Source organism: Streptomyces sp. NPDC001508, assembly GCF_040298665.1.
Lineage (GTDB): Bacteria > Actinomycetota > Actinomycetes > Streptomycetales > Streptomycetaceae > Streptomyces.
The window spans coordinates 1-15,156 of the sequence record NZ_JBEPAP010000034.1 but is presented as its reverse complement, the minus strand read 5'-3'; the positions used below and the strand labels follow the sequence as shown (position 1 = coordinate 15,156).

The following is a 15,156-nucleotide window of genomic DNA, read 5'->3' as shown; positions in this document are numbered from 1 at the left end:
CGGTTGACGTGAGGAATTCCATTCCGGTTTGCAATGTCCGGGAATGGGGGCACTGATTGGACTAGCTGTTGACGTAGCGGCGGTGAACGCGCGGACGATACATTCCGGTGACGATCTCGTAGTCGATGGTGCCCGCCGCATCCGCCCAGTCATGAGCGGTAGGCACTCCCTTCGCGCTGCCGAAGAGGACAACTTCGCTGCCGATCGGCGGACGGTCGTCGCCGCAGTCGACGACCAGCTGGTCCATGCACACGCGTCCGACCACGTTCCTCAACTCGCCGTCGAGCCACACCGACATACGGCCCGAGAGCGCGCGCGGTACGCCGTCCGCGTAGCCCACAGGGACCAGGGCCAGGGTGGTCTCGCGCTCGGCGGTCCATGTGCTCCCGTAGGAGACGGATTCACCCGGTGGGATCGTCTTGGTCAGCACGACGCTCGACCGGAATGTCATTGCGGGCCGCAGGGCGGCGGTGTGTCCGCGCACGATCGGGTCGAGTCCGTAGACCGCGATGCCGACCCGGACGACATCGAAGTGGAGGTCTGGCCGGGTGAGGGTTGCCGCCGAGTTCGCGATGTGCCGTTTCGGGTCGAGGCCGGCGGCACGGGCCACTTGGTACGCCTCTTCGAACCGCCGGGCCTGGAGGTGGGTGACCGGGTGGTCGGTCTCGTCAGCGCAGGCCAGGTGGGACCAGATGGCCACGGTCTGCACCGCTGGTTCCGCCGCGGCCGCTCTGGTGAGCTGCGGCCACTGTTCGGGCGGGCATCCGTTGCGCCACAGTCCGGTGTCGACCTTCAGATGGATGCGCGCGGTGAGATTCGACCGGCGCGCGGCGCGCGCGATGACCTCGAGTTCGTCGAGTGAGCTGACGGATACGTCGATGTCTTCGGCTATCGCTCGGCCGATGTCGGCGGTGGAGGTCTCCAGCCAGCTGAACAGGCGTGCGGAGACCCCGTGTTCGCGCAGTTCGAAGGCGCCGGCCAGATCGCACGTGCCCAGCCAGGTGGCGCCTGCGGCCAAGGCTGCCTCCGCCACCGGCAGCAGCCCGTGACCGTACGCGTCCGCCTTCACGACGGCCATGGTGGCTGCCCCGTTTCTCCTGGCGAGCGCGGAGAGCAGGGCGACGTTGTGCCGGATTGCGGCCAAGTCGATGACGGCCTCGGCGCGAGGAGGCCGCTCATCGGTCTGCGGCGTGCTGTGGAGGGTCTTCCGCCGGGTTCTCATCGACGTCAGTGCCTGTTCCGTCTCATCGCTGTCGGCGATGGGCGACAGCGTCGAACTCGACCTTGACCGCGCCACGGAACCTGCTCACTTCGACGGTCGTTCGCGCCGGTGCACCGTCGCGGCACACCACTTCGGTGTAGACCTCGTTGAGCGTCGGCAGCTGATCGATGTCCGCGACGTAGCCGTTGACCTTCACCACCGTCGACCAGTCGGCGCCCGCCGCTTCGAGATACGTTTCGAGATTGCGCAATGCAGCGCGGACCTGGGTTGCGAAGTCGTCCGCCACACTGCCGTCGGACTCGATCGGCAGGGCACCGCTCGTCCAGACCAACTCGCCGAGTGCGACCCCGGCCGAGTAGGGGGCGTTCTGGGGGGTGGAGTCCAGTTGGATGAGCTCGCGCACGAGCCCGGGTTCAGCCGTCATCGTTCAATTGCCCTTTCGTATCGGCTTGGGCCCTATGCCCTGGCCTGCCGGTCCGTTGACGGATCGGATGGTGTCGGCTCGGTGTTCAGAGCTGGTAGGTGCGGAAGTCCGCGGTGCACGGATTGCCGATCGCCACATGAGCGCGGCGTTCCTCGCAGTCGAAGACCACGGACGCGGCAGTGATCGACGGCTGCCGGTCGTTCACATGGCAGCAGACCGAGTACGGGTCACCGCGGTGGTCGGCAAGCAGCGCGGCGATCTCGTCGAGAGAGTCGCCTTCGAGGTGTTCCAGGAGTTCGCCGGCGCGCGTGTACCGGGCATGCGACGAGACGGGCACGTTCGGCAGGTCTTCCTCGCCTGCGATTCGGCTGTTCACCGCGTGATTGGTGTGTACCCATCCCCGGCCGGTCCGCGGGAGGTGAACGGGCTGCGGTCGGTCGGCGGACACCTCGATCAGGTCGGCGCCCGCAGGGTCGCCCACCAGGTAGGTCCGGCCACCGACGCCACCGTGCTCCGTCAGCTTGCGGAGCCCGTCGGCCCGGCTGCACTCGGCCAGGATGATGCGCCGCATCACCTTGCTGGGAACGCCGATGCGCAGGCGGCGGGTGAACAGGTCGGCGTTGACGAGGGCCACGCCGGCCTCGTTCATGCCGTTCCATCCGATGCCGCCGGGCGAGGCCAGGACCAGCGTCCTCAGGGTGTCCGGTCCGTGGTGCAGGTGGGGCCGGAGGGCACGGTGCATCTGGGTGCGCAGGGCGCTTGACGAGGAGAGGTTGGAGTCCCAGTTCTGCGCGACGACCGGGCCACGGCCGGGGCGGGAAATGCCGACGACTGTGCAACCGCCGGCGCCCACGGCGGCCTGCTTCGCGAAGTCGAGGGCCTCGAAGACGTTGATCTGGACGACTTCGGCGAGTCGGCAGTCGGCTCCCTCCGCGATGCCGGACAGTTCCTCGGCGATCGCCGGCGCGGCGGTCCGCGTGGCCTGCCACCACGGGGCGACGTCGTCTTCGGTGACGCCGTTCAGCGTTGTCGCGATGCGCTCTTGGATGACGTCACGCAGTGCTTCTCCGTGGGCGCGGCCCCGCTCTCGAGCCGTTCCGGTGAGTTCCAGTATGTCGTTCACTGCAGTCCTGTATCTGTGCGGGCGTGCGGGCAGTTTCGCCGGTTCACACTCTGCGCTTCGTCCGGTTCGCGAAGCGCGTCAGGCGGAAGGGATCGAGGCAGGGCTGGTGCTGCCGGTGGGCGATTTCCTGGGCCGCGAGTGCTCCTGTGAGGGGGCCCAAGGTGATGCCCAGGGTTCCGTGCCCTGTCGCGAGGTAGAGGCCCTCGTGGCCGGGGGCCGGTCCGATGACCGGCAGATCGTCGACTGAGGTGGGACGGTGGCCGGCCCATTCGATGTCGATGTCGGTCGGGCGCCAGTCCTGGAGGTAGCCAAGCCCTTGGCGTACGACCATGTCGAGCCGCTTGCGGTCGAGTGTGCTGTCGCGACGCCCGAGGTCGAACGTTCCGGACAGCCGCACTGTCTTTCCGAAGGGCGAGCAGGCCACCATGTTCTCGTAGAGCTTGAGCGGGTGTGACGGGACCGTGCCTTCGCCGCGGGCGGTCATGCTGGTGCCCTTGGCGGCTTCCAGCGGGACCGTCACCCCCAGCGGCCGTAGCAACGCCCGTGAGGGGTAGCCGGCCGCCACGACGACCTGGTCGCAAGGGATCGCCCGGCCATCGGCCGTGACGACCGTCCACCGGCCCCGTCCGGAGGAAGCGAGCCGGACGACTCGCTCATGCTCGACGATCTGCCCGCCCCCCGCCAGGATCGCCTTCGCGAGACCGTCGGTCAGCGTCTCGGGGCGTACATGGCGCTCACTTTCCAGGTGCATCACGCCGGCCATGTCGCGACGGATGGCGGGGTCGAAGTCAGCTGCGTCCGAGCCGCGGTGCACGCTGACCTCACCGTCGTAGCCCAACGACCGTATCCTGGCCAGCAGTTGCGCGTAGTGGTCGAGGTTGTGCGGCTGCTTGAAAACCACCGCGAGGCCGGCGGTGTACTGATCGAAACCGACGCCTCGTTCAGCCAGAGAGTCGAAGTGCCGGATGGCTCGACGGGAGAACGCCTGTAGGGAAGCGGTGGCCTGCTCGCTGCGTGCCTTGGAGCTGGCGCGAAGGAACTGGAACACCCATGTGGCGAACCCGGGTTCGGCGTGGGGTCGCATACGGGCCGGGCCCTCGGCGCTGGTGAAGCTGCGCACCGCGTCCCGTACGGCACCGGGGGCCGCTCGGGGAGTCGACAGAAACGGGGTGACCCATCCCGCGTTCCCCGCGGAGCCGCCGGCGCCGACGGCTCCGGCGTCCACGACGGTGACCTCGTGTCCGACGTCGGTCAGCTCGTAGGCGCAGGAGAGCCCGATGACTCCCGCTCCGATAACGGTGATCTTCAGTGTTCCCACCTTGCCTGGTTGTCATTGATCTGCCGGACTGCCGATCGTCCGCCGGGATGCGCGGGAGCGTCCGGCTGATCGATCTGCTCGACGACGAGTGCGGCTGAGCGCGCCGGCTCCTGCTCGTCTGTGTCAGCCAGCAGAGAGACGTTCTTGGTCTCCCTGATCTGCAGGACGGCGATCACGGAGATCACGGCGATGACGGTGATGTACACGGCGGGTGCCAGCCCGCTGCCGCTCTGGGACACGAGCCAGGTCGCCACGAAGGGCGCGGTCCCGCCGAAGAGCATGTACGCGAGGTTGTAGCTCACCGAGGCCGAGGTGTACCGCACCCGGGTCGGGAACATCTCCACGAGCAGCAGGCTGGTCACCGCGGACGTGCCGGCCTGTGCGACGGCGATGATCGCCTGAGCCCCGAGGAGCGCACCGACCGTCCCCTGCTGTGCCAGAAGGAAGGCCGGGATGGTGAGCGCGGCGAACGCGAGACAGGAACCGAGCATGATCGGCTTGCGTCCCACACGGTCCGCCAGGACTGCGAAGACCGCGATGAACACCACGAGCAGCAACAGGGCGGCCATGTTCGTCAGGAGCGCGGTGCCCTTGCTCAGCTCGACCTGTTCCTGGAAGTACGACGGCAGATACGTGGCGAGCATGTAGTACCCGACACTGTTCGTCATCAGAAAGCCGAGCAGCAGCAGAATCGGCTTGCCCTGGGTCCGCAGGCTCTCCCGCAGAGGGGCAGCGGCCACCTTGCCCTCGGCCTGCACCTTGCGGAACGCGGGGGTGTCCTCCACATTGCGCCGGACGAAGAGACCGATCAGTCCGAGCGGCCCGGCGATCAGGAAGGGCACACGCCAGCCCCAGGACTCGAAGTCCGACGCGGAAAGCGAGGCCGACAGCAGGGCGGTGAGGCCCGCCGCGGCGATGAACGCCAGCGTGGTACTCATCGGCAGCGCGCTCGCGTAGGTGGCGCGCTTGTTGGCGGGAGCGTGCTCGATCACGAAGGAGGAGGCCCCCGCGTACTCGCCACCCGCTGAGAAGCCCTGGACGCAGCGCACCAGAACGAGCAGTGTCGGAGCGAGCAAGCCGATCTGCTCGTGTGTCGGCAGCAGGCCGATCACGAACGTCGACGCGGACATGATGACGATGACCGTGACCAGCGTGCGCTGCCGGCCGGCCCGGTCGCCCAGCTTGCCGAAGAACAGCCCGCCCAGCGGCCGCAGCAGGAACGACACGCCGAAAGCGCCGAACGTCGCCAGCAGGGACAGGGCGCGGTTGTCCGAGGGGAAGAACACCGTGGCGAGCGTCGTCGCGAGATACCCGTAGACCCCGTAGTCGAACCACTCGACGAAGTTGCCGATTCCGCCTCCGGCGACAACTCTTCTCAGCATCGAGCGATCCGTCTCGGCCGTCACCTCCGCACCGTTTCTCATCGCTGTACCCTCCTTCGATCTGGTTGCTTCGTAGTTGCTTGTTCAGCTCTGCCGACACACGTGTCATGGAGTGCCGGCTCGGCTGTGGATGCGTCCCGACGCCACAGCGGCACGCACGTCACCGGACGAAGAGCTCCCGGTCGAAGTCGGTGATGATCTCGTGACCGTTCTCGGTCACGAGCACGGTCTCACTGAAGGCCAGCCCATGGGCCTGGGTCAGCATGTGGAAGACCATCCCCGACTCCAGGGTCCAGCCGGCGCCGGGCATGAACTCGCGGGTGAACTCGCCTGCCATCGGCCTGAAGAGCACACCGAGCCCGTAGCCCACGCGGTTCTGGTAGTTGTCGAGGATGCCCTCTTTCATGACCGGGAGGCGGCAGGCATCGTCGATCTGCGAAGCCGTCACGCCCGGGGCCATGCGCGAAATGCCGTCGTCCTGGGCGTTCCTGAGCACGTCGGCGATGCGCTTCTGGTCGTCGGTGGGCTCGCCGACGATCGTGGTCCGCATCAGCCTGCCCCAGTAGTGCTTCTCGACACCGCTGAGTTCGAACTTGACGGGATCGCCGACTTCGAGCCGTCGATCGGTCCAGGTGCTGTGCAACCAGGCGGCCTTCTCGCCGGAGCCGACCACACCGGCGAGGTGGTCCTCGCTGCCGCCTCGGGCCTGGCCACCGGCGATGGCGGCCGCGAGGTGGAGCTCCGGGACTCCGGCGGCAATCGCATCGATGCCGGCCCGCATGCCCGCCTCCGCCGCACGAGCGCCGCGACGGATGTACTCGATCTCCTGCGCGGACTTGACCAGTCGTACGTGCTCGGCGATGAGCGGTTCCTTGACCAACGTCGCGTCGGGAAGCAGACGCTGGAGGGTCTGGAACCTGTCGACGGTCAGGTTCCAGGCATGCTGATCGACACCGATCCGGCCACCGGCCAACCCCATGGCGTCGAGGACCTTCTTGGTTGTCCCGATGGGCTGTTCGTCCGTGTCCGCGTACGACACCCGGGCCGTCCAGACCGTCGCCTCCACGGGCGGACGCTCCATCTCCCGGAACACGAGCACCGGCTCGCCCTCCAGCGGAACGATCAGCGCGTGATACGCGAAGTATCCGCTGTGGCCGAGGTCGAGCCCTGACAGGTGGCAGAGGGTGTCCGGCAGGTGCAGCACCAGGACCGGGAGATTCGCCCGGTCCATACCGGCCCGGACCTTCGCCAGCCGCTCGTCGTACTCGGCGAGCGAGAACGCGAGGGTCTCAGGGGCAGTTCGTCGTTCGATGTTCGCCACCGGAGCTCCTAGTCGCCATCTTTGACAGTTGCCATATGTGAAACACTGTCTTACTATTGCGAACGTTACGACGGGCATAATGGGCTGTCAATAGAAAGGGCGGTGGTAGCGGTGCCAAACGGTGGGGGTTCCACGGACGGCTTGGCAGGCCCGCGTTTGTCATCGACACTTCAGCAGGGGATCCGCGTACTACGCGCGCTGGCCAGCGCCGACGATCCGTTGCTCGGCGTCAACGAGGTCGCACGACGCATCGGCACACACAAGAGCACCGTCTCGCGGCTCGTGGCGACACTTGAGCACGAAGGTCTGGTCGAGAAGGAACCACTCAGCGGCCGGTACAGGCTGGCGGCCGGAGTCGTCGCACTGGCCTGGCCCCTGCTCGCCAACTCCGACATTCGAAACAGCGCGCGGCCCTATCTGGAGGAACTCGCCAAGACGGCCAGGGAGACCGCGGGCCTCGCGGTGTGGAACCAGGAAGAGGCGGTCAACCTCGACCAGGTCCTGGGCCCGGGCGCCGTCATGCATATGGCCACCGTCGGCGCGCGCATGGCCGCCCATTCCACCGCGTCGGGCAAGGTCTTCCTCGCGTTCGCCTCCGATGCCGAACGCGAGCGGATACTGAGCAGGGGTTTGCCTCGCAAGACCGCCAGGACCATCGTCGAGCCGGGCCCTCTTCTCGCGGAGCTGGCGAAGGTGCGCGAGTGCGGCTACGCGGTCAATGACGGCGAGGACACAGATGACGCGGTGGGAATCGCCGCCCCCGTCTACGGCCTGCACAACAGCCTGGACGCGGTGGTGTCGGTGACAGCACCACGGTTCCGGGCACCAGCCGAGCGGATTGTGGAACTCGGACAACTGGTGGCACGCACTGCCGCCGAACTCTCCGAGCGACTGGGAAGCACGGCCTAGACATGGCCTGGACAGTGGCCGTGCCACGCCGCTCCGGTCGGCCCGATGCACCTTCGTCGCCCGGCCGGTTCTACGCCCGGGTGGCGAGCGGTGCCGCGAGCGGGGTGAGCGCCGGTGAGCGGGGCGGGGTGCGCGGGGTGAGCGCCGGTGAGCGGGGCGGGGTGCGCGGTCTGGTGGAGGCGCGCCTGGACAGCCGCAGGAGCGCCCCGATACGCAGCTTCGCGCCAGCCGGCACGGGCGGCCGGCAGTCCTGGCGGACGGTCCCGGCCGGCATCGGCCCGGTGACCGGCTCCCTCAGCCCAGCTCGGCCCGGAATGCCGCCGGGGTCCGGCCGGTGCGCAGCTGGAAGAACTTGGAGAAGTTCGCCGCGTCGGGGAAGCCGACGGCGGCGCCGACCCGGCCGATGGGCAGATCCGTGTGCGCCAGCAGCCGCTTGGCCTCCAGAACCACCCGCTTGTCGATGAAGCCCTTGGGGGTCTCCCCGGTGGCGGCGCGGACCGCGCGGACGAGGGTGCGGCGGGAGTAACCGAGGGCGTCGGCGTAGGCGCTGACGCTGTGGTTGGTGGAAAAGCCCTGCTCGACCGCGTCACGAAAGAGGGTGAAGGTCGTGTCGTCCTGCTGCCGTGCCGCCTCCGCGGAGCTGGCCGCGAGATGGGCGAGGCGCAGCAGAAACGCCGTCAGGGAGTGCCGCAGCACCGCGGTGTGCAGGCTGAACGGAAGGGTTTCCGTGTCCTCGTACTCGCGTCGCAGCTGGTCGAGCGCGGCGCGCAGGGCGTCGAGCCGCGCCGGGTCGGGGCGCAGCAGGGGCGGCAGGTCGTAGCGGTACAGGCCGGTGGCCTCGACGGTGGCGCGGGGCAGGAAACCGGGCTGCATGGCGAGGACGGTTCCGCGGTACTCGCTCGCCCGGGAGAAGCGGTGGACCTGTCCGGGCCGGATCCACAGCACATCGCCCGCCGTCGCCTCGTACTCGGCGAAGTCGATCATGTGGTGGACGGGGCCGTCGCCGAAGAGCATGACCACATGGAAGTCGATGCGGTGGACGCGGTGCAGCGGGGCGTGTGCGTGCCAGGTGCGGCCGGTTCCCATCGGGCCCACCTGGATGCCGACGCCGCCGACGCTCAGGTCGACCGGGAAGGGGAAGGTTCTGATCCCGTCGCCGCCCTCACTGATCCCGTCGCCGCCCTCGCGACCGCCATCGCCTTGCACTGTTCTGCCCGCCATGTCCCTCTTGTGCTGCCTCTGCGCCGCCGCCGGTGTCCCATTTTCACCACAGGCTGACACACCCCGACCTTCCTCCTTAAAAGTCAGACTTTTACTTTTGAACGCGTTCAGCCACAAACTTCGCCTGGATCGAGGACTTCTTGAAGATGAGCAGGCAGCCAACCGACGGCTTCGAGTGGACCGACCTCGACCGGCGCGCCGTGGACACCGCCCGCATCCTGGCGGCCGATGCCGTACAGCAGGTCGGGAACGGGCACCCGGGCACGGCGATGAGCCTCGCCCCTGCCGCGTACACGATCTTTCAGAAGCTGATGCGCCACGACCCGGCCGATCCGGAGTGGACCGGCCGGGACCGCTTCGTCCTGTCCCCCGGCCACACCTCGCTGACCCTCTACACCCAGCTCTTCCTCGCCGGCTACGAGGTGGAGCTGGAGGATCTGAAGGCGTTCCGCACCCACGGCTCGAAGACGCCCGGCCACCCCGAGTACGGGCACACCGCGGGCGTGGAGACCACCACAGGACCGCTCGGCCAGGGCGTCGCGAACGCCGTCGGCATGGCGATGGCCGCCCGCTACGAGCGCGGTCTGTTCGACCCCGACGCCCCCGAGGGCACCTCACCCTTCGACCACACCATCTGGGCGATCGTCTCGGACGGCGACCTGGAGGAGGGCGTCTGCGCCGAGGCGTCCTCGCTCGCCGGCCACCAGCGGCTCGGCAACCTGGTCTTCCTCTACGACGACAACCACATCTCCATCGAGGGCGACACCGCCACGGCCTTCTCCGAGGACGTGCTCGGGTGCTACGCGGCGTACGGCTGGCATGTGCAGCGCGTGCGGCCCGCGGACAACGGCGATGTCGACGTGGCCGCCCTGTACGCGGCGCTGGACGCGGCCCGGGCCGAGACCGGGCGCCCGTCGATCGTCGCGCTGCGCACGATCATCGCCTGGCCCGCCCCCCACGCCCAGAACACCGAGGCCGCCCACGGCTCCGCGCTGGGTGCCGAGGAGGTCGCCGCCACCAAGCGGGTGCTCGGCTTCGACCCCGAGCAGCGCTTCGCCGTCTCCGACGACGTCCTCGCGCACACCCAGCGGGCCCTGGACCGGGGTGCCGAGGCCCATGCCGCCTGGGACAAGAGGATCGCCGAGTGGCGCACCGCCCTGCCCGAGCGCGCCCGCCTGTTCGACCGTGTCGTCGCCGGTCAGCTCCCGGGCGGCTGGCAGGACGCCCTGCCCGTCTTCGAGCCCGGCAAGTCCGTCGCCACCCGCGCCGCCTCCGGCAAGGTGCTCCAGGCCCTCGGCCCGGTGATGCCCGAACTGTGGGGTGGCTCCGCCGACCTCGCCGGCTCCAACAACACCACCATCGACGCGTCCTCCTCGTTCCTGCCGAAGGGCAACCCGCTGCCGGGGGCCGACCCGTACGGCCGCACCGTCCACTTCGGCATCCGCGAGTTCTCCATGGCCGCGGAGATGAACGGCATCGCCCTGCACGGCAACACCCGCATCTACGGCGGCACCTTCCTGGTGTTCTCCGACTACATGCGCAACGCCGTCCGCATGGCCGCCCTCATGCAACTGCCCGTCGTCCATGTGTGGACGCACGACTCCATCGGCCTGGGCGAGGACGGCCCCACCCACCAGCCCGTCGAACACCTCGCCTCGCTGCGCGCCATCCCGGGCCTGAACGTCGTCCGCCCGGCGGACGCCAACGAGACCGTGACCGTCTGGGCCGAGATCCTGAAGAGGCACACCACCAAGCCCGCCCCGCACGGACTCGCGCTGACCCGTCAGGGCGTGCCGACGTACGCGCGCAACCCGGACGCGGCCAAGGGCGGCTACGTCCTGCACGACTCGTCCACCCAGACTCCGGAGGTGATCCTGATCGCCACCGGTTCCGAGGTGCAGCTCGCCGTCGCCGCACGGGGCCTGCTGGAGGCCGAGGGCATCGGCACCCGTGTGGTGTCCATGCCGTCCGTGGAGTGGTTCGAGGAGCAGGACCGGGCCTGGCGGGACAGCGTCCTGCCGCCCGCCGTCCGGGCCCGGGTCGCCGTCGAGGCCGGCGTCGGACTGACCTGGCACCGCTACGTCGGCGACGCCGGACGCATCGTCTCGCTGGAGCACTTCGGTGCCTCCGCCGCCGCGCGGACCCTGTTCGCCGAGTTCGGTTTCACCCCGGAGAACGTCGCCGCCAAGGCCCGGGAATCCCTGGCCGCCGCCCGCGGTTGATCCGATCGCCAGAAAGAAGATGATCACAGTGACCGAAGCAACCGCGACCGCGGGAGCACTCCAGCGCCTGACCGAGGAGGGCGTGTCGATCTGGCTCGACGATCTGTCGCGAGGCCGGATCAGCAGCGGCAACCTGGCCGGACTCGTCGCCCACAGGCATGTCGTGGGTGTCACCACCAACCCGTCCATCTTCCAGGCCGCCATCGGCTCCGTGGGCGGGTCCCCCGACACCGGCGGGAGCGACGACGGAGCGGGGTACGAGGAGCAGCTGGCCGACCTGGCCGTGCGCGGTGTCACGGTCGACGAGGCCGTACGGATGATGACCACCGCCGACGTCCGCGCCGCGGCCGATGTGCTGCGGCCGGTGTACGACGCGACCGGCGGCCGGGACGGCCGGGTCTCCATCGAGGTCGACCCGCGTCTCGCCCATGACACCGCGGCGACGGTCGCCGAGGCCAAGCAGCTCGCCTGGCTCGTCGACCGCCCCAACGTGATGATCAAGATTCCGGCCACCGAGGCGGGCCTGCCGGCCGTCACCGAGGTGATCGGCCTCGGCATCAGCGTCAACGTCACGCTGATCTTCTCGCTGGAGCGCCACCGGCAGGTCATGGACGCCTATCTGGCCGGTCTGGAGCAGGCCCGCGCGGCGGGCCTCGACCTGTCCGCCATACACTCCGTGGCCTCCTTCTTCGTCTCCCGGGTCGACAGCGAGATCGACAAGCGGCTGACGCTCCTCGGCACCGACCGGGCGCGCGCCCTCAAGGGCAGGGCGGCGCTGGCGAACGCGCGGCTGGCCTACGAGGCCTACGAGGAAGTGTTCGGCGGCCCGCGCTGGACCGCGCTCGCCGGGACCCGGGCCAACAAGCAGCGCCCGCTGTGGGCGTCCACCGGCGTGAAGGACCCGGCCTACAAGGACACCCTGTATGTGGACGGTCTGGTCGCGCCCGGCACCGTCAACACCGTGCCGGAGGCGACGCTCGACGCCACCGCCGACCACGGCGACATCACCGGCGACACGGTGACCGGCGGCTACGCACAGGCCCGGGCCGATCTCGCGGCCGTGGAACGGCTCGGCATCTCCTACGACGACGTCGTCCGCCAACTGGAGAACGAGGGCGTCGCCAAGTTCCAAGCGGCCTGGCAGGAGCTGCTGACCGCCGTCGCGAAGTCACTGGACAGCAAGGGAGTTGACGCCCGATGAGCACCCCCGAGCAGGAACCGGCGCCGGCCGCTGCCCGCGTCCCGGCCGCACGGGCCGCCGATGCCCCACCGACCACCGACTGGGTGAACCCGCTGCGCGACCCGCGTGACCGCCGGCTCCCCCGGATCGCCGGCCCCTCCGGCCTGGTGATCTTCGGTGTGACCGGCGACCTGTCCCGCAAGAAGCTGATGCCGGCCGTCTACGACCTGGCCAACCGGGGTCTGCTGCCGCCGGGCTTCTCCCTGGTGGGCTTCGCCCGCCGGGACTGGGCGGACCAGGACTTCGCACAGGAGGTGCACGACGCCGTCCGCGAGCACGCCCGCACGCCGTTCCGCGAGGAGGTCTGGCAGCAGCTCGCCGAGGGAATGCGGTTCGTGCCCGGTGACTTCGACGACGACACGGCGTTCAAGCAGCTGCGCGAGGCCGTCGAGGAACTGAACGCCTCCCGCGGCACCGGCGGCAACTTCGCCTTCTACCTCTCCGTGCCGCCCAAGTTCTTCCCGAAGGTCGTGCGGCAGCTGAAGAAGCACGGACTGGCGGACCCCCCGGAGGGCTCCTGGCGGCGCGCCGTCATCGAGAAGCCGTTCGGCCACGACCTGAAGTCGGCCGAGGAGCTGAACAAGGTCGTGCACGAGGTGTTCGAACCGGACCAGGTGTTCCGGATCGACCACTACCTGGGCAAGGAGACCGTCCAGAACATCCTGGCGCTGCGCTTCGCCAACCAGATGTACGAACCCGTCTGGAACCGCTCGTACGTCGACCATGTGCAGATCACCATGGCCGAGGACATCGGCATCGGCGGCCGGGCGGGCTACTACGACGGGATCGGCGCCGCCCGTGACGTCATCCAGAACCATCTGCTCCAGCTGATGGCGCTCACCGCCATGGAGGAGCCCATCGCCTTCGACGCGGAGTCGCTGCTCACCGAGAAGCTGAAGGTGCTCAGGTCGGTGCGGCTGCCCGACGATCTCGGCGCGCACACCGTCCGCGCGCAGTACGCGGCGGGCTGGCAGGGCGGCGAGGAGGTCGTCGGCTACGTCCAGGAGGACGGCATCGACTCCAGGTCGAAGACCGACACCTACGCCGCGATCAAGCTGGAGATCGACAACCGCCGCTGGGCGGGGGTCCCCTTCTATCTGCGCACCGGCAAGCGGCTCGGCCGCCGGGTCACCGAGATCGCGGTGGTCTTCCAGCGGGCCCCGCACTCCCCCTTCGACCACACCGCGACCGAGGAACTGGGCCAGAACGCGGTCGTCATCCGCGTCCAGCCCGACGAGGGCATGACCGTCCGGTTCGGCTCGAAGGTGCCGGGCACCTCGATGGAGATCCGGGACGTGTCCATGGACTTCGCCTACGGCGAGTCGTTCACGGAGTCCAGCCCGGAGGCGTACGAACGGCTCATCCTGGACGTACTGCTCGGCGACGCCAACCTCTTCCCCCGGACCGAGGAAGTGGAAGAGTCCTGGAAGATCCTCGACCCGATCGAGGAGTACTGGGCGGCGCACGGCAGGCCGGCCCAGTACGCGTCGGGCGGCTGGGGACCCGAGGAAGCCGACGAGATGCTCGCACGAGACGGACGGAGCTGGCGCAGGCCATGAAGATCGACCTGACCGACACCACGGCAAGCAAGATCAACAAGGCCCTTGTACAGGGCCGCCGTGCCATCGGCACCCCGGCGGTGGGCATGGTCCTGACGATGGTGATCGTCACGGACGAGGAGAACGCCTACGACTCCGTCAAGGCGGCCGAGGACGCCTCGCGCGAGCACCCCTCGCGCACCCTCGTCGTGATCAAGCGGCACGCCCGCACCCCCCGCGAGCGCACCCGGTCGCGGCTGGACGCGGAGATCCGGGTCGGCTCCGAGGCGGGCACCGGCGAGACAGTGGTGCTGCGCACGTTCGGCGAGGTCTCCGACCACGCCGACTCCGTGGTGCTGCCGCTGCTGCTGCCGGACGCCCCGGTCGTCGTGTGGTGGCCGGTGGACGCCCCCGACAACCCGGCGAAGGACCCGCTGGGCACACTCGCCCAGCGCCGGATCACCGACATGTACGCCGTCGAGCATCCGCTGGACGCGCTGGAGGCCCGGGTCCGCTCCTACGCGCCCGGCGACACCGACCTGGCCTGGACCCGGCTCACCCCCTGGCGCTCGATGCTGGCCGCGGCCCTGGACCAGGCCCGGGTGAAGATCACCTCGGCCGTTGTGGAGAGCGAGGCGGAGAACCCGAGCGCCGAACTGCTCGCCCGCTGGATGGAGGCACGCCTCGGGGTCCCGGCCGAACGGATCGTCACGGCCGGGCCGGTCGTCACGGCCGTCCGCCTGGGCACCACGGACGGCGAGATCGTCATCGACCGGCCGGAGGGCCCGCTCGCCACGCTGACCCTGCCCGGGCAGCCGCCGCGCACCCTCGCCCTGAAGGTCCGGCCCACCTCGGAACTCATCGCCGAGGAGCTGCGCCGCCTCGACGCCGACGAGATGTACGCCATCGCCCTGCGCGGCGAGGGCACCAAGGAGAACGTCTGACATGCCCAAGTCCCCTCACCCCGTGCTCACCCGGCGGCCCGAGTGGGCCGCGCTCGCCGACCACCGCGCCGCGTGGCAACCGCAGTTGCGCGACCTGTTCGCGGCCGACCCCGGACGGGCCGAGCGGTATGCCGTACGCGTCGGCGACCTGCTGATCGACTACAGCAAACACCTGATCACCGACGAGACCCTGGCGCTGCTCCAGGAACTGGCCGTGGCGTGTGATGTGTTCGGGCTGCGGGACGCGATGTTCCGTGGGGAGAAGATCAATGTCACGGAGGACCGGGCGGTG

Annotated in this window: 13 protein-coding genes and 1 pseudogene; 7 read left to right on the top strand and 7 right to left on the bottom strand. The window is 69.3% G+C overall.

Features of this window, described 5'->3' with window-relative positions:
- Positions 1 to 61: 61 nt before the first annotated feature.
- From alr to ABT245_RS26890, 6 genes are all read right to left on the bottom strand, one after another.
- Positions 62 to 1,222, bottom strand: a complete 1,161-nt coding sequence (gene alr, locus ABT245_RS26915; protein WP_351737852.1) for an alanine racemase — start codon at positions 1,220 to 1,222, stop codon at positions 62 to 64.
- Positions 1,223 to 1,244: 22 nt separating this feature from the next.
- Positions 1,245 to 1,646 (bottom strand): RidA family protein, encoded by a 402-nt coding sequence (locus tag ABT245_RS26910; protein WP_351737850.1) that lies wholly within the window; start codon positions 1,644 to 1,646, stop codon positions 1,245 to 1,247.
- A gap of 85 nt (positions 1,647 to 1,731) precedes the next feature.
- Entirely contained in the window at positions 1,732 to 2,769 is a 1,038-nt protein-coding gene (locus tag ABT245_RS26905; protein ID WP_351737848.1) for a C45 family autoproteolytic acyltransferase/hydrolase, read from the bottom strand.
- Between the two features lie 43 nt (positions 2,770 to 2,812).
- The gene (locus ABT245_RS26900) at positions 2,813 to 4,087 is read right to left on the bottom strand and encodes an NAD(P)/FAD-dependent oxidoreductase (RefSeq protein ID WP_351737846.1); all 1,275 of its coding nucleotides are present in this window, start codon (positions 4,085 to 4,087) and stop codon (positions 2,813 to 2,815) included.
- Entirely contained in the window at positions 4,075 to 5,511 is a 1,437-nt protein-coding gene (locus ABT245_RS26895; protein ID WP_351737843.1) for an MFS transporter, read from the bottom strand. The genes ABT245_RS26900 and ABT245_RS26895 overlap by 13 nt, the downstream gene beginning before the upstream one ends.
- Positions 5,512 to 5,629: 118 nt before the next feature.
- Positions 5,630 to 6,790, bottom strand: a complete 1,161-nt coding sequence (locus tag ABT245_RS26890) for a M24 family metallopeptidase (RefSeq protein ID WP_351737841.1) — start codon at positions 6,788 to 6,790, stop codon at positions 5,630 to 5,632.
- Positions 6,791 to 6,946: 156 nt separating this feature from the next.
- Between ABT245_RS26890 and ABT245_RS26885 the strand changes: the two genes are divergently transcribed.
- Both ABT245_RS26885 and ABT245_RS26880 read left to right on the top strand, forming a co-directional pair.
- The gene (locus ABT245_RS26885) at positions 6,947 to 7,699 is read left to right on the top strand and encodes an IclR family transcriptional regulator (RefSeq protein ID WP_351737838.1); all 753 of its coding nucleotides are present in this window, start codon (positions 6,947 to 6,949) and stop codon (positions 7,697 to 7,699) included.
- A 65-nt stretch (positions 7,700 to 7,764) separates the two neighbouring features.
- A pseudogene (locus tag ABT245_RS26880) lies at positions 7,765 to 7,992 on the top strand (carbohydrate-binding protein); the annotation flags it as partial.
- A 1-nt stretch (position 7,993) separates the two neighbouring features.
- On the opposite strand, the gene ABT245_RS26875 reads toward ABT245_RS26880, so the two are convergent.
- Entirely contained in the window at positions 7,994 to 8,920 is a 927-nt protein-coding gene (locus tag ABT245_RS26875; protein WP_351737835.1) for a helix-turn-helix domain-containing protein, read from the bottom strand.
- A 146-nt stretch (positions 8,921 to 9,066) separates the two neighbouring features.
- Between ABT245_RS26875 and tkt the strand changes: the two genes are divergently transcribed.
- From tkt to ABT245_RS26850, 5 genes are all read left to right on the top strand, one after another.
- Positions 9,067 to 11,142 (top strand): transketolase, encoded by a 2,076-nt coding sequence (gene tkt / locus ABT245_RS26870; protein WP_351737832.1) that lies wholly within the window; start codon positions 9,067 to 9,069, stop codon positions 11,140 to 11,142.
- 19 nt (positions 11,143 to 11,161) lie between these two features.
- On the top strand, positions 11,162 to 12,343 hold the full coding sequence (tal, locus tag ABT245_RS26865; protein ID WP_351737829.1) for a transaldolase: 1,182 nt from the start codon (positions 11,162 to 11,164) through the stop codon (positions 12,341 to 12,343).
- Positions 12,340 to 13,941 (top strand): glucose-6-phosphate dehydrogenase, encoded by a 1,602-nt coding sequence (gene zwf / locus ABT245_RS26860; protein WP_351737827.1) that lies wholly within the window; start codon positions 12,340 to 12,342, stop codon positions 13,939 to 13,941. The genes tal and zwf overlap by 4 nt, the downstream gene beginning before the upstream one ends.
- Positions 13,938 to 14,864, top strand: a complete 927-nt coding sequence (gene opcA, locus ABT245_RS26855) for a glucose-6-phosphate dehydrogenase assembly protein OpcA (RefSeq protein ID WP_351737825.1) — start codon at positions 13,938 to 13,940, stop codon at positions 14,862 to 14,864. Before zwf ends, opcA begins: the two co-directional genes overlap by 4 nt.
- A gap of 1 nt (position 14,865) precedes the next feature.
- Positions 14,866 to 15,156 (top strand): phosphoglucose isomerase-related protein (locus ABT245_RS26850; protein WP_502982198.1); only part of this gene is annotated, 291 nt, incomplete at its 3' end.